The sequence below is a fragment of the Streptomyces sp. NPDC039736 genome, from assembly GCF_055596485.1.
Map to the genome: position 1 here is coordinate 392379 of NZ_JBVIUQ010000001.1, position 16147 is coordinate 408525.

Consider the following 16147-nt stretch of genomic DNA (forward strand, 5'->3'; position numbering starts at 1 on the left):
GGGCGGCCTCGCCCCGGCCGCGCGCCTGCCGGCGCCGAGGGGTGCGGCCGGTGGCGGTCAGCGGCGGCGGGCCAGGACCGTCGAGTCCGTGCGGATGGCCTCCTCGCCGTCCGGGGTGAGCTGCACGCGGTCGTGTTCCGCGCAGATCAGGATCTCCCAGGCGTCCTCGTCCAGGCGCAGCGACTCCACCACCTCATGCGGGGACGGCAGGTGCACCTCCGGGTGCGGGTTCGGCTGCCAGGAGGGCCAGCCGGAGTGGCCTTCGACGAGGAGGTGGCCGCCGGGGGCCACCGCCCGCGCCGCCCGGCGGAGGATCTCCTCGCGGGGCAGTTCCGTCGGGGAGTGCAGGAACTGGCTGGAGACCAGGTCGAATTCGCCTTCGGGGAAGGTCTTGCCGAGTTCGTGGCGCTGCCATTCGACGCGGTCGGCGACGCCCGCCTCCGCCGCGTGCCGGGCGGCCCGGTCCAGGGCCACCCGGGAGATGTCCGTCGCCGTGACCCGCCAGCCCCGCCGGGCCAGCCACACCGCGTCCGCGCCCTCGCCGCAGCCCAGGTCCAGGGCCCGCCCGGGGGTCAGCCCGGCGACCTCCCGGACCAGGACCACGTTCGCCTCGCCGCTCCAGACACGGTCGCTCTCCGCGTAACGGCCGTCCCAGAATTCCGTGGAGTCCGTGCGCGTCGGGTCCTGGGTGTTGTCGGGGGTCGTCATCGGGTGCCTCCGCGAAGTGAAGTGGGGTCGCTGTCTGCGTGCCCACAGCCTCCGCCCGCCTCCGCCGCTGCGGCAAAGGTTCTTGCCGGAACGGCAAACCCCGGTCGGGGCGGCCCGCCCGAACAGGGCCGACGGGGAGGTCTGTTCCGGTCTGCGGTGGTTCTGACCGCTTTGCTCACCCGGGGTTTTTCGGCCGCGCGGCGGCCAGGGGTGGCGGGTACGACGGTGGCACCCCCGTGTCGGGTGATCGTAAGGTGAGGCTAGCCTAAGTTTCACTGGGTCGAGTATTGTCGATCTTCATCATGCATTAGGTTAGGCTCACCTAACAAAACCCCGGAAGGATTCTGCATGCCTGAGCACATACCGTCGCAATCGCCGTCCGCCCCGGGTGAGTTCGCGGGCCACGGCGAATTCGCCGGCCGTGTCGCGCTCGTCACCGGCGCGGGACAGGGCATCGGTGAAGCGGTGGTGCGGGCCCTGGCGGCGCGGGGTGCGACAGTCGCCGCCACCGACCGCGCGGCGGCGGGCGTCGAGGCCCTGGCCGCGGAGCTGGCCGGTGCGGGCGGCCCGGGGAGGGTGGTGGCGTACCGGCTCGACGTCACCGACGCGGCAGCCGTGGACGCGGTCGTCGCCCGGACCGAGGACGAACTCGGGCCGCTGGACCTGCTGGTGAACGTCGCCGGAATCCTGCGCACCGCGCCCGCCACCGAACTCACCGACCAGGACTGGGCCGACACCTTCGCCGTGAACACCACCGGCGTCTTCCACACCTCGCGCGCCGCCGCCGCCCGCATGGCGGAGCGCCGCAAGGGGTGCGTCGTCACCGTCGCCTCCAACGCCGCCGGGATACCGCGCACCGGCATGGCCGCGTACGCCGCCTCCAAGGCCGCGGCCGCCATGTTCACCAAGTGCCTGGGCCTGGAGGTCGCCCGCAGCGGGGTGCGCTGCAACGTCGTCGCGCCCGGCTCCACCGACACGCCCATGCTGCGCGGCATGGGGGAGGGGCGGCCCGACGCCGAACGCGCCCTGATCGACGGCGACCTCGCCTCGTACAAGAACGGCATACCGCTCGGGCGGATCGCCCAGCCCGAGGACATCGCCGACGCGGTGCTCTTCCTGGCGTCCGACCGGGCGCGGCACATCACCATGCAGGACATCTACGTCGACGGCGGCGCGACCCTGCGCTGACCGGCCCGCCCGCTCCCTCCCTCTTCCTGGTTCTTCCTGGTTGCGCCCTTCTCTCGCTCCCGCCCCCACATCCTCACGAGCATTGGAGAACCCGTGGACACCGTGTCGACGGCCCCCGAAATCGCCTCCGCCACCGCTGCGGTTCCCGCCCCGCGCCCCGGCCGCCCCGCCGGGACGGCACTCCCCGCCGCCGGTGCGGCACACCCCGCCGTCGGTGCGGCCACCGCGCTGCTGGACGCATACACCCCCGGCGCGCGCTTCCTCGCCACTCCCACCAGGACCCTGCTGTCCGACGGTCCCGCGCGTGAAGTCCCGCACGGGGAAGCGCCGTTGAGCGAGCGGGTCGCGGAGACCCTGGCGGCCGCCCGGCGCGACGGGCAGCCCCGGCCGGTCGTCATCGGCGCGGTGCCGTTCGACCAGAGCGCGCCCGCCGCCCTCGCGGTGCCGGAGTTCGTCCAGGACGGGCCGCCGCTCGCCAACGACCCGCTGATAGCCCTCCCGGCCGACCTGCCCACCGCCGCGACGTGGCAGGTGCGGCCGGTGCCGGAGCCCGAGGTGTACGGGGCCGGGGTCGCAGCCGTCGTGGAACGGATGTGGCGGGGCGAGTTCAGCAAGGTGGTGCTGGCGCGCACGCTGGAGCTGACCGCGGACGCGCCGCTGGACCTGCCGGTGATGCTCCAGCGGCTGGCGCGGCGGGACCCCTCGGGGTACACCTTCGCGCTGCCGACCGGCGTCGAGGCCGACGGGGCCGTCCGTACGGGTGAGGGGCGCACGCTCCTGGGGGCCAGCCCCGAACTGCTGGTCTCGCGGCGCGGGAACAAGGTCGTCGCCAACCCGCTCGCCGGGTCCACCCCGCGCAGCGAGGACCTCGCGGAGGACGTGCGCAGGGCGGCGGCGCTGCTCGCCTCCGCGAAGGACCTGCACGAGCACGCGGTGGTCGTCGACGCGGTGCACGGGGCGCTGGCTCCGTACTGCACGTCGCTCGACGTGCCGGCCAAGCCGACGCTGATCCGTACCGCCACGATGTGGCACCTGTCGACGACGGTCACCGGCACCCTTCCCGAGGAGGGCGCGGCCTCCGCGCTGGAGCTGGCCTCGGCGCTGCACCCGACGCCGGCCGTGTGCGGCACCCCGACGCTGACGGCACGTCAGGTCATCGCGGAGACGGAGCCGTTCGACCGGGGGTTCTTCACCGGGATGATCGGCTGGGGCGACGCGGACGGGGACGGCGAGTGGGTCGTGACCATCCGGTGCGCCGAGGCCGAGGAGCGCATGCTGCGGCTGTACGCGGGCGCGGGCGTCGTCGCGGCGTCCGAGCCGGAGGCGGAGACGGCGGAGACGGGGGCCAAGTTCCGGACCTTCCTGCACGCGGTGGGGGCGGACGAGGGCTCGCGCGGCTGAGCCCCGGCGTTCCGGTGCGCCCGCGCGCGGGCGGTCGGGCGTGCTCCCGGGCTTCGGTTCCGTCCGCACCCGTGGACCCGCCCGCACCTCCTGCGGGGTGCGGGCGACGGGGCCTCCGGGAGGGCCCCGCGGTGACCCGTCGTGGCGGCGACGGGTGACCGGCGCCGCCCCGGCACGCGCTGCGGCCGTGCCGTGGCGGCGCCGGCGCGCGCACCGGGGTGGTCGCCGCACGGGCGGCGCGGTGTGGGTGCCGGACCCGCTGGGCGATTGGCCCTACCTTGGCCGTTATGACCAAGAATGGACAGGAATCGCACATTTCCCGGTTCGACGCGGTGCAGGCCCTCGCGCACAGCACCCCGGAGAACCGGGAGGACCTGATCGAAGCCGCCTGGCGCGCCGGAGTCCGCAACGCGACCCAGCTGGGATCGCACGCGCAGCTCTCGCGCGACGCCGTGTACGAGGTCCTCGCGGCACGCGGCATCGACTGGAACGACTGGGAGGCCGCCCCCGTCCCGCGCCCGGACGCGCTCACCGCCGAAGCCGCCGACAAGGCGGCCCGTACGACACACGAGCTGACCGAACCCTTCGTCGAGGACACCGCCGACCCCGGACCGCTCAGCACGGTCGCCCACCAGTTGTCCGGGGCCTACCGCAGCATCGCGGCCCTCCTGCTCGACGACCTGCCGGCCGAGGCCCGGCTGGAGACCGGGGAGGAGCTCTCCGACTTCCTCCAGATCGCGCTGCACCACTCGCACGTGTACCGCGCCTCGCGCAACACGGCCCACGAGCTGACCCAGCAGATCAAGCGGGCCGACTCCGAGATCACCTTCCTGCGGCCGATCGCCACGGCCGCCACCGTCACCCTCGCCCTCCCCACGGGGCGGTCCGTTGACGTACGGATGGAGATCGGGGAGGGCGACAAGAGGATCACGGTGACGTCGAGCGACCCGGCGCTGGACCCGGTGATCGAAGCCGCCGAACTGCTCGAACTGCACACCGCGCTGGACATGATGGCCCAGGTCTTCACCGGCCATCACTGAAGGGCCCGCCGTCGGCAGACCAGCGCGGCCAGTGCCTGGAACACCGCCGCGGCCAGCAGCGCCGCCGGGACGGACCGTGCGGCCACCGGCCCGGCGAGCGCCGCGCCCAGCGCGAACCCGGTGATCTTCAGACTGGCCCCGGTCGTGAACACCTGGCCGCGCAGCCCTTCGGGGGCCTCCCGGTGACGTATCGCGAAGAGTGCGGTGAGCTGCGGCCCCGTCGCGCAGCCCACCAGTACGGCGGCGGCGACGAGGAGCCCCGGGTGCCGCGTCGCGGCGAGGAGCATCGCGACCGCGAGCAGGGCCGCGCTCGGCCCGAGCACGGCGTCCGGCCGCGGCGGGAGCGGGCGGCGGGCCAGTGACGCGTTGGCGGCGAGCGCGGCGCCGGCGGACAGCGAGAGCAGCAGGGCGCCCCGGTGCGCTCCGCCCAGCGCCGACGCCCCGAGCAGCGGTGTCACCGCGACGAACACGCCCTCGCCCGCGCAGGACAGCACGGAGGCGGCCGTCGCCCGGGCGAGCGGACGGCGGCGCAGCAGGACGCGGAATCCGGCGGCGAGGCCCGCCGCCACGGACGTACCGGTCCTCGTGCGGTCCGGGGAGGCGGGGAAGCGCCATGCCACCGGGAGCGCCGCGGCGACGAGCGCCGCCGCCACGACGACGGAGGCCTCCGCCCCGGCGGCCGCCGTGACTCCCGCGGCCAGGACGGGACCCGCCAGCGCGGCCGCGTCGAAGGTCATCGCGTCCAGCGCGCCGGCCCGGGGAAGCCCGGACCGCCGGACGGCGTCGGGCAGCCGGGAGGACCAGCCGCCGGACAGCGCCGGGCCGAGGAGCCCGGCCCCGGCGGCCAGCAGGAGCGGAACCGGGGCGGGGGTGCGGCCCAGCGTCAGCAGGACGGCCGCCAACCCCGCGGCGTACAGCGCGAGCGATCCGGCGAGCAGCCGTCCCGGCCGGCGGGCCCGGTCGAGCAGGGCCCCGAACAGCGGTCCGCCCAGCGCCGCCGCGACCGTCAGCGCCGCCAGCAGGGACGCGGCGGTGGACGACGAACCGGTGACGGCGAGGGCGAGCAGCAGGAGGGCGGGGCCTGACATCTCGTCACCGGTGCGGGCGAGGACGGCCCCGGCCGCATAGAACTCCAGGGAGCAACGCTTCGGCATGGCGGGCACGTTACGTCGGTAACGCAAAGACGCACCAGTAGCGTTACATTCGACGGATGCTGACGATGCGCACCGCCCGGCGGACCGTGGCCCTGATCAATGTCCTGAGCGAACGGGGGCAGGACGCCGCCGCGGTGGACGCGGTCGCGGAAGTCCTCCTGGAGTACGGGGAGACGGAGCCGCTCGGCCTCGACGAAGGAGACCTCGCCGGCCTCCGCGCGGCGGCCCTGTCCCTGCGGGAGGTGTTCGCCGCCACCGACGCAGACACCGCGGCCGCCACCCTCAACGGGCTGCTGGGCGAGGTCCGGGGCCGGCTGCGGCTCACCTCGCACGACGGCGGCACCGGATGGCATCCGCACCTGGACAGCGACGACGAAGCACCCTGGGGCGAATGGTTCCTGGCCTCCTCCGTGCTCGCCCTGACCGTGCTCCTGTGGGACCGGCAGGCGCCCCCGGGCGGACTCTGCGCCTCCCCGCGCTGCCCGCACGTCTACCTCGCCCACGGCAGCGGCCCGGAGCGCCGCTACTGCTCCCGCCGCTGCGCCACCCGCGAACGCGTCGCCGCCCACCGCCGGGGGCAGCCGCCCGCCGGGCGGCCGTGACGGAACCCGGGAGAAAACCTGTGGCGCGCCGCCGGAGGGTGCGGTTATGGTTCAGCCTGTTCCTCCGGTGGTGCTCAAGCGCTGCCGGTCAGCCGGTCGCAACAAGGCAGGAGGTGGGCCCGATGGCTGCCGTCGTCGTCATGGGTGCCGCGCGCACCCGGAAGCCCGTTCTCCCCACCACCTCCGTGGCCACCGGCTGAATTGCTTCACCTTCCGCGTCCGTGAACGCGGTGCCGGGGCCGTCCCTGAAGGGTCCCACCTTGTCTTCTGCTGCTTTCCCGCAGTCTGCTTCCGCTTCCCCGCTCCACGCTTCCGCGTCCTCGCACCCGCTCTCGCCGTACGGCTGGGACGCGCGGTGGGAGGCCGAGTTCGCCCCGTACGCCGAGCAGGGCCTGCTGCCCGGCCGTGTCGTGCGGGTCGACCGGGGGCAGGCCGATGTCGTCACCGCCGGCGGACTCGTCCGCGCCGACACCGCGCTCGTCACTCCGCACGACCCGCTGCGCGTGGTGTGCACCGGCGACTGGGCCGCCGTCGAGCCCGCCGGTGATCCGCAACTGATCCGTGCGCTGCTGCCGCGCCGCACCGCGTTCGTACGGTCCACCTCCTCCCAGCGGTCCGAGGGGCAGATCCTCGCCGCCAACGTCGACCACGCGGTCATCGCGGTCTCGCTCGCCGTCGAGCTGGACCTCGGGCGCATCGAACGCTTCCTCGCCCTGGCCTGGGAGTCGGGCGCGCAGCCGCTGGTCGTCCTCACCAAGAGCGACCTCGTCCCGGACGCCACCGGGCGCTCCTACCTGGTCGAGGACGTGGAGACCACCGCGCCCGGCGTCCAGGTGCTGGCCGTCAGCTCCGCCACCGGGGAGGGCCTGGACGTCCTCGGGGCGATCGTCGCCGGCGGCACCAGCGTGCTGCTCGGCGTGTCCGGCGCGGGCAAGTCCACGCTGGCCAACACCCTGCTGGGCAAAGACGTGATGGAGGTGCGGGCCGCCCGTGACGTCGACGGCAAGGGGCGGCACACCACCACCACCCGCAACCTGCTCGCACTGCCCGGCGGGGGAGTCCTCATCGACACCCCCGGGCTGCGCGGGGTCGGGCTGTGGGACTCCGAGGCCGGGGTCGGCCAGGTGTTCTCCGAGATCGGCGAACTGGCCGAGGAGTGCCGCTTCCACGACTGCGGGCACGTCTCCGAGCCGGGCTGCGCCGTGCTCGCCGCCATCGAGGACGGCTCGCTGCCCGAGCGCCGGCTGGAGAGCTGGCGCAAGCTGATGCGCGAGAACCGGCGCATCGTCGCCAAGACCGACGCCCGGCTGCGCCAGGAGATGCTGAAGAACTGGAAGCAGATGGGAGCCGAGGGCCGCACCAACGGCGCCCTCAAGCGCGGGCAGCGCATCCGGTAGCGCCCGCCCCGGGGGTTCTTCCGGCCGTACGACGCGACCGCCCCGCCCTCCCCGGCTCCCCGGACTCGATGTCCGAATCCCGCGAGCCCGGGGGGCCGGGGCGGCGCACACTGGGGGCATGAACGCCGCCGACGACACCCGCTACGAGGCCGTGAGCAGCCGGGACGCCCGTTTCGACGGGGTGTTCTTCTTCGCGGTGACCAGCACCGGCATCTACTGCCGCCCGAGCTGTCCGGCGGTCACCCCCAAGCGGGCCAACGTGCGCTTCTTCCCCACGGCGGCCGCCGCCCAGGGCCACGGCTTCCGGGCGTGCCGCCGCTGCCGCCCGGACGCGGTGCCGGGGTCGGCGGAGTGGAACGTCCGCGCGGACGCCGTCGGCCGGGCGATGCGGCTGATCGCCGACGGAGTGGTCGACCGGGAAGGCGTCCCGGGCCTCGCCGCCCGGCTGGGCTACAGCTCCCGGCAGGTCCAGCGCCAGCTCACGGCGGAACTGGGGGCGGGGCCGATCGCCCTGGCCCGCGCGCAGCGGGCGCACACCGCGCGCGTCCTCCTTCAGACGACCCGGCTCCCGGTCACCGACATCGCCTTCGCCTCGGGTTACGGGAGCGTGCGCCAGTTCAACGACACGGTGCGCGGGATCTACGCCCGTACGCCCACCCAACTGCGCGCCGAACGCGGCACCCGGCTCGCCTGCCCCGCCCCCGACGGCACGGCTCCCGGCCACCCCCTCGTCGCCGGTGTCCCCCTCCGGCTCGCCTACCGGGGCCCCTGTGCCGCCCGCGAGACCTTCGACCTCCTCGCGGCGGAGGCCGTGCCCCGGATCGAGGAGGTACTCGGCGAGCCGGGCACGCGCACCTACCGGCGCACCCTGCGGCTGCCGCACGGCACCGGGGTCGTCTCCGTGGACGAGGCTCCGCGCCCCGGCTGGCTCGACGCCCGGGTCAGCCTCTCCGACCTGCGCGACCTCACCACCGCCGTGCAGCGCCTGCGCCGTCTGTTCGACCTGGACGCCGACCCGTACGCCGTCGACGAACGGCTCGGGGCGGACCCGAGGCTCACCGCGCTCGTGGAGGCGCGGCCGGGGCTCCGTTCGCCCGGCGCCGCCGACCCCGACGAGTGCGCGCTGCGCCTGCGGGTCGGCCGGGAGCGGGCCGCCGCGCTGGTCGAGGCGCACGGGGAGGCCCACCCCCACCCGTGCGGCACCCTCGACCGGCTCTTCCCGACGCCGGACGCCCTGACCGGCGAGCCGGACGCCGGTCCGCTGGCCGCGGCGCTCGCGGCCGGGACCGTACGACTCGACCCGGGAGCCGACCGGGAGGCGGCGGCACGGGCGCTGGCCGGTGTGCCGGGCCTGGCGGCACGGACGGCGGCCCGCATCCGGATGCGGGCCCTGGGCGACCCGGACGTCGCGCTCCCGGACCTGCCGGACGAGGAGAGCTGGCGGCCCTGGCGCTCCTACGCCGCCCAGCACCTCGCCCTGGGCACCCGTGTCCCGGGCGCCGCCCGTCTCACCCCCACGCCGCCCGTACCAGTGCGGTGACCACCACCGCCCCCACCAGCGCCAACGCCAACGGCACCCGGCACAGCCGCAGCCCGATGACGGCGGCGAGGCCGGCGAGCACCGCCGGATCGAGGTCCGACCAGCCGGGGCCCGCGATCTCCACGAGCACGAAGGCGGCCAGCAGGACGGGCGCGAGCAGGGCGATCACCGTGCGCGCCCGGTCGGGCAGTTCGCGGCCCGCGAGGACGGCGGGGCCCGCCGCCTTGCAGGCGAAGCTGACGAGGGCGACCGCCCCGACGGCGGTCCACAGGACGGCGGGGTTCATGCCCGGGCCCCCTTCCGGCGCCACAGGCCCGTCAGCGCCGCCAGCCCCGAGCCGATCAGGGCGAGCCCGGTGGGCAGGAAGGCGATGAGCATGGCGGCGAGCAGCGCGCCCGCGAGCGCCGGCAGGCGGTTGGCGCGGTCCTTGCGCAGCTCGTCCAGGAGGAGCGCGGCGAACAGCGCGGGGGTCAGGACGTCCAGGCCCAGCGTGTGCTGGAGGCCTGCGTCGGGGGCGAGCACGACGCCCAGCGCGGTGCCCGCCACCCACGGCGGCCACTGCGCGAGCGTCGCCCCGAACAGCAGCGACCGGTCGAAGCGGCCACCGCCCAGGTGCGCCGCCGCCCACGAGGCGTCGACCACCGCCTGCCCCTCGAAGGCCCGCCGCAGCCGCCCGCCGCGCAGGTCGCCCGCGACGGCGACGCCCATCGGCAGGAACCTGGAGTTGATCATCGCGGCGGCCGCCACGGCCGAGCCCAGCCCGCCGGTGGAGAGCGTTGCCACCAGGGCGAACTGGGCCGAGCCCGAGAACACCACCGCCGAGCAGACGATCGGCACGACGACGCCCCAGCCCTGCGCCTGCGTCACCGCCCCGAAGCTCAGCGCGAGCAGGAAGGAGGCCGCGCCGAACCCCGCACCGATCCGCAGCCCGGCCCGGAAACGCGTGCGCGGCGCGGGGGCGCCGGAACCGGGGTCGGAGGGTGCGGGGCCCGAGGGGTCCCCGGGCGGCGGGTCCGGTTTCCGGGGCGTCGGGGCGGCCGGGGGCGTGGGTGAGGCGTCCGTGCGAGAGGAGTCGCTCATCCCGCCACTCTAACAAGCTAAACGCGTTGAGGGTGTTAGAACGCTATCCTGGGGACGTGACCCTCGACAGACCCGAGCCCCAGTTCATCGCCGGACACCCCGTCCTCGACCTCGTCAACACCGTCGCCTGGCGCACCGACGACGCCCGCCGCACGGAGCGCGTGACGGGCGCGCGGGAGTGGGCCCGGTGGGCGGCCGGCGCCGGAATCGACGCGCCGCCGGGCGGGGCCGACGGCCTCCCCGCGTTGCGGAACGCGCTCGGGGAGATCCTGGACGCCCTGGCCGACGGTGTCCGCCCGCTGCCGTCCGCCCCCTGGCAGGAGCTGAACCGGGCGATCGTGGGCGCGCGGCAACGGGCCCGCCTGCCGGCGGAGCTGCCGCTGCGCTGGCGGCCCGCCGGGCTCGCCGACGCCCTCGCCCTGTCGGCCGAGGAGCTGCTGTCGGGTCCGGACGCCGAGCGGATCGGCCGGTGCCAGGGGCCCGGCTGCGGCTGGTTCTACCTGGACCGCACCCGGGCGGGCAACCGCCGCTGGTGCAGTTCCGGCGACTGCGGCAACCGGGCCAGGGCGCGCCGCCACTACGCGCGGAACGCTCAGTCCTCGCCCAGGTAGGCCCTGCGGACGGACGCGTCGTGGAGCAGGTCTGAGCCCGTGCCGGAGAGGACGACCCTGCCGGTCTCCATCACGTGGCCCTGGTCGGCCAGCGCAAGCGCCGCCTGCGCGTTCTGTTCGACCAGCAGGATCGTCGTACCCGCGGACCTCAGCTCCCGGATCGTCTCCATGATCTTCCGCATCATGATCGGGGACAGGCCCATGGAGGGCTCGTCCAGCATCAGGAGCCTGGGGCGGGACATCAGCGCCCGCCCCATGGCCAGCATCTGCTGCTCGCCGCCCGACAGGGTGCCAGCCGCCTGCCCCCTCCGCTCGCCCAGGACCGGGAAGAGGTCGTACGCCCGCCGGACGTCCCGGGCGATGCCCGCCTTGTCGCCGCGCAGGAACGCCCCGAGCCGGAGGTTCTCCGTGATGGTCAGGCCCGGGAAGATGTGCCGGCCCTCGGGGGAGTGGGCCAGGCCGAGGGAGACGATGCGGTGGGCGGGGACGCCGGAGAGCGGCGTGCCGTCGAAGACGATGCGGCCGCCGGCCGGTCTCAGGAGGCCGGAGAGGGTGCGGAGGGTGGTGGTCTTGCCCGCGCCGTTGGCGCCGATCAGGGTCACCACCTGGCCCTCCTCCACCCAGAACGAGATCCCCTTCACGGCCTCGATGCTGCCGTACGAGACGCGGAGGTCCTCGACCTCCAGCAGCGCGGTCACGCGGCGGCCCCTTCCGTGGTGCCCAGGTAGGCGGCGACGACGCGTTCGTCGCCCCGTACGACGTCGGCCGTGCCCTCCACCAGCTTCTCGCCCCGCACCAGGCAGGCGACCCGGTCGCAGAGCTCGAAGACGAAGCGCATGTCGTGCTCGATGACCAGCACGGCGGTGCCCCGGTCGCGGATCGCGAACACCAGTTCCTCCGTCACGCGTGTCTCCCGGGGGTTCATCCCGGCGGTCGGCTCGTCGAGCAGCAGCAGACCCGGATCGCTCGCCAGCGCGCGGGCGATCTCCAGCTTGCGCTGCTCGCCGTAGGGGAGGTTGCGGGCGAGCTGGTCCGCCTTGGCGGCGAGGCCCGTGAACTCCAGGAGTTCCAGGGCGCGTTCGCGTGACTCCGCCTCCGCGCGCCGGAAGCCGGGGCCCCGCACCAGAGCCGACAGCAGGCCTTCCTTGGTGCGGGTGTGGCGGCCGACCAGGACGTTCTCCAGGACCGTCATGTGCGCGAAGAGGCGGATGTTCTGGAAGGTGCGGGCGATGCCCGCCTTCGTCACCAGGTGGGGCTTGGGCGGCAGGACCGTGCCCCGGTACCGGACGGTGCCCCCGGTCGGGACGTACAGCCCGGTCAGGCAGTTGAAGAAGGTGGTCTTGCCCGCCCCGTTCGGGCCGATCAGGCCCACGATCTCGCCGCCGCCGACCCTCAGGTCCACCCCGCGCACGGCGGTCAGCCCGCCGAAGCGCATGGTGACGCCGGTCGCGTCGAGTACGTACGCGTCACTCATGCCGTGGCTCCCGCCGCCTCGTGGTCCACGCGCCCCCGCCGGTCCGCGACCAGGCCGTCCGGCCGGAACCGCATCAGCAGGATCAGCGCGATGCCGAAGGCCATCAGTTGGTAGTCCTGCAGGAATTGCAGCTTCATCGGGATCAGGTAGAGGAGCGCCGCTCCGATCAGCGGCCCCGCCACCGTGCCCGTCCCGCCGAGGACCACCGCGGCCAGCAGGAAGGCCGAGTTGGGCGGCACCGCGCCGGCGAACTGGTACGGGTCGGGGACCACCGCGTACGACACGTGCGCCTGCACGGTGCCCGCGACGCCCGCCAGGGCCGCGCCCAGCGCGAAGGCGGTCAGCTTCAGCCGGAAGCTGTTGACGCCCATCGCGGTCGCCGCCGTCTCGTCCTCGCGGATCGCCACCCACGCCCGCCCGGTCCGTGACTCCCCGACCCGCTGGAAGACGAGCACCACCACGGCGGTGACCAGCAGCATCAGCAGGAAGTAGTTGGCGAAGCGGCCCAGTTCGACCCCGGCGACCACATGGGTCGCGCCGAAGTCGAAGCCGAGGAGGGACAGGTCGGGGATGTTGGGGATGCCGCCGGGGCCGCCCGTGATGTTCGGCCCGGAGACCCCGTCGAGGTTGTTCACGGCGATACGGAAGATCTCGCCGAAGCCCAGCGTCACGATCGCGAGGTAGTCGCCCCGCACCCGCAGCGTCGGCGCGCCGATGAGCAGACCGAACAGCATGGAGACGAGACCGCCCGCCAGCACCGCCGCCCAGAAGGGCAGACGGAGGCCGAGAGCGGAGGCGGACGCGCCCGACACCAGCGCCGCCGTATACGCGCCCACGCCCAGGAAGGCCACGTAACCGAGGTCGAGCAGCCCGGCCAGGCCCACGACCACGTTCAGGCCGAGCGCCACCGTCGCGAAGATCAGGATGTTCACGCCCACCGACATGTACGTCTCGTCGGAGCCCGTGAAGGGGAAGGCGACCGCGGCCACGAGCGCCGCCGCGGCGGCCGTCGTACGGTGCCGGGCCGTCAGCCCGGTCAGCCGGGCGAGCAGTCCCGCCCTCGCCAGACCGGCCGCCGCGAAACCCGCCGTGACCAGGAACCCGGCGAACAGCGCGCCCTCCGTCCCGATGCCGTACGTGAAGACCAGCAGCCCGGCGCCCGCGGCGGCCGAGATCAGCGACAGCTCGGCCCAGGCGGGAAGCCGTCGCGCCCTCGCGGGCTCCCGCGCGTCCGGCGGCAGCAGGAACGCCCCCGCCACCGGCACCGCCGAGGCCGCCGCCGCGAACCAGCCGCCCCCCACCACGTTCACCGCGCCGCCCAGCGTCCAGGCGATCGACGCCACCGCGAACCAGGTGACGGCCAGCGCGCCCAGCGCGTACCACCGCAGCGCGGCCGTCGCCCCGGCCGGCGCCGCCCACCGGAAGCCCCTCACCCCGTACCCGCCCAACGAGCCGAGCACCGTCAGCAGCCCGGACACCAGGGTGAGCACCTGCAGCCCGCCCGGCCACCCGTTCACCGTCAGGTCCCCGGGGAACTCCCGCGTCCACGTCCACGCCACGAAGGCGGAGGCGGCGGACAGCACACCGCCCGCCGCGGTGAGCGCCCGGGCCCGGCCCGCCCGCGCGGGCGGCGCGGCCGGCGGTGCGGTGGGGGCCGTCTCCGTCAGACCGGTCGTCGTGTCCGTCCCCCGCGCGCCCTTCCTCCCTGTCGCGGTCCCCATCCCCCTCACGCCCTGTCCGCGGTGAGCTTGCTGAACAGGCCCTGCGGCCGGATCAGCAGCACCACGATCAGCAGCGCGAACGCCCACACGTTCGCCCACGCCCCGCCGCCGAAGAGCTCCAGCCCCGGCAGGAACTTCACGTAACCGGAAGCCAGCGCCTCCGCCAGGCCCAGCGCCAGGCCGCCCAGCATCGCGCCCTGGATCGAGCCGATGCCGCCCAGCACGGCGGCCGTGAACGCCTTCAGCCCGGTGACGAAGCCCATCCGGAAGTCCACCTGCCCGTACCGCAGCCCGTGCGCCACCGCCGCCAGCGCGGCGAACGCCGCCCCGATGGCGAACGCGGTGACGATGATCCGGTCGGTGTTGATGCCCATCAGCCGGGAGGTGTCCGGGTCCTGCGCGGTGGCCTGCATGGCGCGCCCGGTGCGGGTGCCGCGGACGAACCACGTCAGCGCGAGCATCGACAGGACCGCGGCCGCCACCAGGAACACGTCCCCGGTCTGCACGGTGACCGGTCCCACCGCGAAGGGGCCGCCCGGCAGGTGCGGGAAGGTGCGGGCCTGCTTGGCGTCCGGATACCAGGCCCACACCATCTGCTGGACGGCGATGGACAGGCCGATCGCCGTGATCAGCGGGGCCAGCCGGGACGACCCGCGCAGCGGCCGGTAGGCGAGCCGCTCCGCGAGGACCGCCACCGACGTGGACACCAGCACGGCGGCCAACAGCATCACCGGCAGCGCCAGCCACGACGACACGCCGTCCGGCAGCACCAGGAACGCGGTGAGGGCGCCGAAGCCCCCGGTCATGAAGACCTCGCCGTGGGCGAAGTTGATGAGCTGGACGATGCCGTAGACCATCGTGTAGCCGATGGCGATCAGCCCGTACATCGAGCCGAGCAGCAGGCCGTTGGCCAGCGTTTGCGGCAGTTCGTGCACTGCGACGCCTCCGTGGAGTCCGTGGGAGAGGGGAACGAGGGGAACGAGCCGGCTACTTGGGGGTGAAGGTGCCGCTGGTGACCGGCGTCCACGCGCCGTCCTTCACCTGGTTGACCGTCAACTGCCGGTTGGTGGTGTCCCCGAACGCGTCGAAGGAGACCTTGCCCGTCACCCCGTCGAAGGAGACCTTCTGCACCGCCGCGGTGACCTTCGCGCGGGCGTCGGCCGGCAGCTTGCCGCCGTTCGCCGCGACGACCGCCTTCACGGCCTCGATCAGCGTGGTCGCCGAGTCGTGCGCGTAGCCGCCGTAGGCGCCGTAGGGGTCCTTGAACTCCGCCGCCTCGTACGCCGCGGCGAAGGCCCTGCCCGCCGCGCCGTCCTCCAGCGGCGCGCCGACCGTGGTGCAGTAGTCGCCCGTCGCGCCGCCGCCCGCCAGCTTGACGAAGTTGGCGTCCGAGATGCCGTCGCCGCCGACCAGCGGGATCTTCACGCCCGCCTTCTTCAACTGGCCCGTCAGGGGGCCCGCGTCCGGGTACTCGCCGCCGTAGTAGACGAACTGCGCGCCCGAGGTCCTGATCTTGTTGATCACCGAGGAGAAGTCCTTCTCGCCGGAGTTGATCTGGTCGGTCTCCACCACCTGCCCGCCGCGCTTCTCGAACTCCGCGGTGAAGGTGGCCGCCAGGCCCGCCCCGTACGCCTTCTTGTCGTCGACGACGAAGACCTTGGTGAGCTTCAGGGTGTCGTGCAGGTGCTGGGCGGCGAAGGGGCCCTGCACCGCGTCCGTGGTGGCGGTGCGGAAGTACGTCGTGAAGCGGCGTTCCTTGGCGCCCTTCGCCCAGTTGTCGCCCTGGGTGAGGCCGGGGCTGGTGGTCGCCGGGGAGACGACGGCCAGCTTCGCCTGCTCGAAGATCATCTGCATGGACTTGGCGACGCCCGAGTTCAGCGGGCCGACCACGCCGAGCACCTGCTTGTCGCCGGTGAGCGCGGTGGCGTTCTGCTGGCCGGTGCCGGGCTGGCCCTGGTCGTCCAGCGACTTCAGGGCGAACGTCACCCCGGGCACGGCCCGGGACCTGTTGGCCTGGTCGACGGCGAGCTGGGCGGCGTTCTTCGCCCCGATCGCCAGGGCTGACAGGTCGCCGGTCAGCGGGCCGTCGAAGCCGATGACGACGGTGGTCCCGCCACCGGCCGTGCCGTCCGCCGCGCCGGCCCCGGAGCGGGTGCCGCAGGCGGAGACCAGGAGGGCGGAGCAGACCGCGAGAGCGGGCAGGGCGACGGTGCTTCTGCGCATGGGAGGAG

At 74.6% G+C, this 16147-nt stretch carries 16 protein-coding genes; 7 read left to right on the forward strand and 9 right to left on the reverse strand.

The window, feature by feature from the left end; all coding sequences use genetic code 11:
• Positions 1-57: 57 nt before the first annotated feature.
• On the reverse strand, positions 58-708 hold the full coding sequence (locus tag ACZ56L_RS01650; protein WP_471060382.1) for an SAM-dependent methyltransferase: 651 nt from the start codon (positions 706-708) through the stop codon (positions 58-60).
• A 348-nt stretch (positions 709-1056) separates the two neighbouring features.
• Between ACZ56L_RS01650 and ACZ56L_RS01655 the strand changes: the two genes are divergently transcribed.
• From ACZ56L_RS01655 to ACZ56L_RS01665, 3 genes are all read left to right on the forward strand, one after another.
• Positions 1057-1896, forward strand: a complete 840-nt coding sequence (locus ACZ56L_RS01655) for a 2,3-dihydro-2,3-dihydroxybenzoate dehydrogenase (protein ID WP_345217818.1) — start codon at positions 1057-1059, stop codon at positions 1894-1896.
• Between the two features lie 102 nt (positions 1897-1998).
• Positions 1999-3297 carry an isochorismate synthase DhbC gene (dhbC, locus tag ACZ56L_RS01660; RefSeq protein ID WP_401758864.1) on the forward strand — a complete coding sequence of 433 codons (1299 nt, stop codon included), beginning with the start codon at positions 1999-2001 and terminating at the stop codon, positions 3295-3297.
• Between the two features lie 287 nt (positions 3298-3584).
• Positions 3585-4337 (forward strand): hypothetical protein, encoded by a 753-nt coding sequence (locus ACZ56L_RS01665; protein WP_401758608.1) that lies wholly within the window; start codon positions 3585-3587, stop codon positions 4335-4337.
• Here the strand turns inward: ACZ56L_RS01665 and ACZ56L_RS01670 are convergent.
• Complete coding sequence (locus tag ACZ56L_RS01670) at positions 4331-5491, reverse strand: MFS transporter (RefSeq protein ID WP_468683146.1); 1161 nt, start codon at positions 5489-5491, stop codon at positions 4331-4333. The genes ACZ56L_RS01665 and ACZ56L_RS01670 overlap by 7 nt on opposite strands.
• Before the next feature lie 56 nt (positions 5492-5547).
• Between ACZ56L_RS01670 and ACZ56L_RS01675 the strand changes: the two genes are divergently transcribed.
• The 3 genes from ACZ56L_RS01675 (at position 5548) to ACZ56L_RS01685 (ending at position 9030) form a co-directional block, all read left to right on the forward strand.
• A complete protein-coding gene (locus tag ACZ56L_RS01675; protein WP_468683144.1) occupies positions 5548-6093 on the forward strand; it encodes a CGNR zinc finger domain-containing protein in 546 nt (181 codons plus the stop codon).
• 260 nt (positions 6094-6353) lie between these two features.
• Positions 6354-7490 carry a ribosome small subunit-dependent GTPase A gene (gene rsgA / locus ACZ56L_RS01680; protein ID WP_471060386.1) on the forward strand — a complete coding sequence of 379 codons (1137 nt, stop codon included), beginning with the start codon at positions 6354-6356 and terminating at the stop codon, positions 7488-7490.
• 118 nt (positions 7491-7608) lie between these two features.
• On the forward strand, positions 7609-9030 hold the full coding sequence (locus ACZ56L_RS01685; protein WP_471060390.1) for a bifunctional transcriptional activator/DNA repair enzyme AdaA: 1422 nt from the start codon (positions 7609-7611) through the stop codon (positions 9028-9030).
• Here ACZ56L_RS01685 and ACZ56L_RS01690 read toward each other — a convergent pair.
• The gene (locus ACZ56L_RS01690; protein WP_471060393.1) at positions 8999-9316 is read right to left on the reverse strand and encodes an AzlD domain-containing protein; all 318 of its coding nucleotides are present in this window, start codon (positions 9314-9316) and stop codon (positions 8999-9001) included. The two genes, ACZ56L_RS01685 and ACZ56L_RS01690, sit on opposite strands and share 32 nt — an antisense overlap.
• On the reverse strand, positions 9313-10110 hold the full coding sequence (locus tag ACZ56L_RS01695; RefSeq protein WP_471060396.1) for an AzlC family ABC transporter permease: 798 nt from the start codon (positions 10108-10110) through the stop codon (positions 9313-9315). The genes ACZ56L_RS01690 and ACZ56L_RS01695 overlap by 4 nt, the downstream gene beginning before the upstream one ends.
• 56 nt (positions 10111-10166) lie before the next feature.
• On the opposite strand from ACZ56L_RS01695, the gene ACZ56L_RS01700 reads away from it, so the two are divergent.
• A complete protein-coding gene (locus ACZ56L_RS01700) occupies positions 10167-10721 on the forward strand; it encodes a CGNR zinc finger domain-containing protein (RefSeq protein ID WP_345217832.1) in 555 nt (184 codons plus the stop codon).
• On the opposite strand, the gene ACZ56L_RS01705 is transcribed toward ACZ56L_RS01700, so the two are convergent.
• The 5 genes from ACZ56L_RS01705 to ACZ56L_RS01725 are packed head-to-tail and all read right to left on the reverse strand — an operon-like array spanning position 10703 to position 16139.
• A complete protein-coding gene (locus tag ACZ56L_RS01705; protein ID WP_471060399.1) occupies positions 10703-11419 on the reverse strand; it encodes an ABC transporter ATP-binding protein in 717 nt (238 codons plus the stop codon). The genes ACZ56L_RS01700 and ACZ56L_RS01705 overlap by 19 nt on opposite strands.
• A complete protein-coding gene (locus tag ACZ56L_RS01710; RefSeq protein ID WP_345217836.1) occupies positions 11416-12195 on the reverse strand; it encodes an ABC transporter ATP-binding protein in 780 nt (259 codons plus the stop codon). Before ACZ56L_RS01710 ends, ACZ56L_RS01705 begins: the two co-directional genes overlap by 4 nt.
• Positions 12192-13916, reverse strand: coding sequence for a branched-chain amino acid ABC transporter permease (locus ACZ56L_RS01715; RefSeq protein WP_471060402.1), 1725 nt, complete (start codon positions 13914-13916; stop codon positions 12192-12194). The genes ACZ56L_RS01710 and ACZ56L_RS01715 overlap by 4 nt, the downstream gene beginning before the upstream one ends.
• Before the next feature lie 5 nt (positions 13917-13921).
• Positions 13922-14851, reverse strand: a complete 930-nt coding sequence (locus ACZ56L_RS01720) for a branched-chain amino acid ABC transporter permease (protein ID WP_345217841.1) — start codon at positions 14849-14851, stop codon at positions 13922-13924.
• A gap of 52 nt (positions 14852-14903) precedes the next feature.
• A complete protein-coding gene (locus ACZ56L_RS01725) occupies positions 14904-16139 on the reverse strand; it encodes a branched-chain amino acid ABC transporter substrate-binding protein (RefSeq protein WP_471060405.1) in 1236 nt (411 codons plus the stop codon).
• Between the last annotated feature and the right edge of the window lie 8 nt (positions 16140-16147).

Excerpts from the sequence above, each read along its gene's own strand:
- ACZ56L_RS01685 (WP_471060390.1), top strand. The coding sequence starts at position 7,609 with ATGAACGCCGCCGACGACACCCGCTACGAGGCCGTGAGCAGCCGGGAC.
- ACZ56L_RS01655 (WP_345217818.1), top strand. The coding sequence starts at position 1,057 with ATGCCTGAGCACATACCGTCGCAATCGCCGTCCGCCCCGGGTGAGTTC.
- ACZ56L_RS01650 (WP_471060382.1), bottom strand. The coding sequence starts at position 708 with ATGACGACCCCCGACAACACCCAGGACCCGACGCGCACGGACTCCACG.
- ACZ56L_RS01690 (WP_471060393.1), bottom strand. The coding sequence starts at position 9,316 with ATGAACCCCGCCGTCCTGTGGACCGCCGTCGGGGCGGTCGCCCTCGTC.
- ACZ56L_RS01670 (WP_468683146.1), bottom strand. The coding sequence starts at position 5,491 with ATGCCGAAGCGTTGCTCCCTGGAGTTCTATGCGGCCGGGGCCGTCCTC.
- ACZ56L_RS01725 (WP_471060405.1), bottom strand. The coding sequence starts at position 16,139 with ATGCGCAGAAGCACCGTCGCCCTGCCCGCTCTCGCGGTCTGCTCCGCC.
- ACZ56L_RS01665 (WP_401758608.1), top strand. The coding sequence starts at position 3,585 with ATGACCAAGAATGGACAGGAATCGCACATTTCCCGGTTCGACGCGGTG.
- ACZ56L_RS01695 (WP_471060396.1), bottom strand. The coding sequence starts at position 10,110 with ATGAGCGACTCCTCTCGCACGGACGCCTCACCCACGCCCCCGGCCGCC.
- ACZ56L_RS01675 (WP_468683144.1), top strand. The coding sequence starts at position 5,548 with ATGCTGACGATGCGCACCGCCCGGCGGACCGTGGCCCTGATCAATGTC.
- ACZ56L_RS01715 (WP_471060402.1), bottom strand. The coding sequence starts at position 13,916 with ATGGGGACCGCGACAGGGAGGAAGGGCGCGCGGGGGACGGACACGACG.
- ACZ56L_RS01710 (WP_345217836.1), bottom strand. The coding sequence starts at position 12,195 with ATGAGTGACGCGTACGTACTCGACGCGACCGGCGTCACCATGCGCTTC.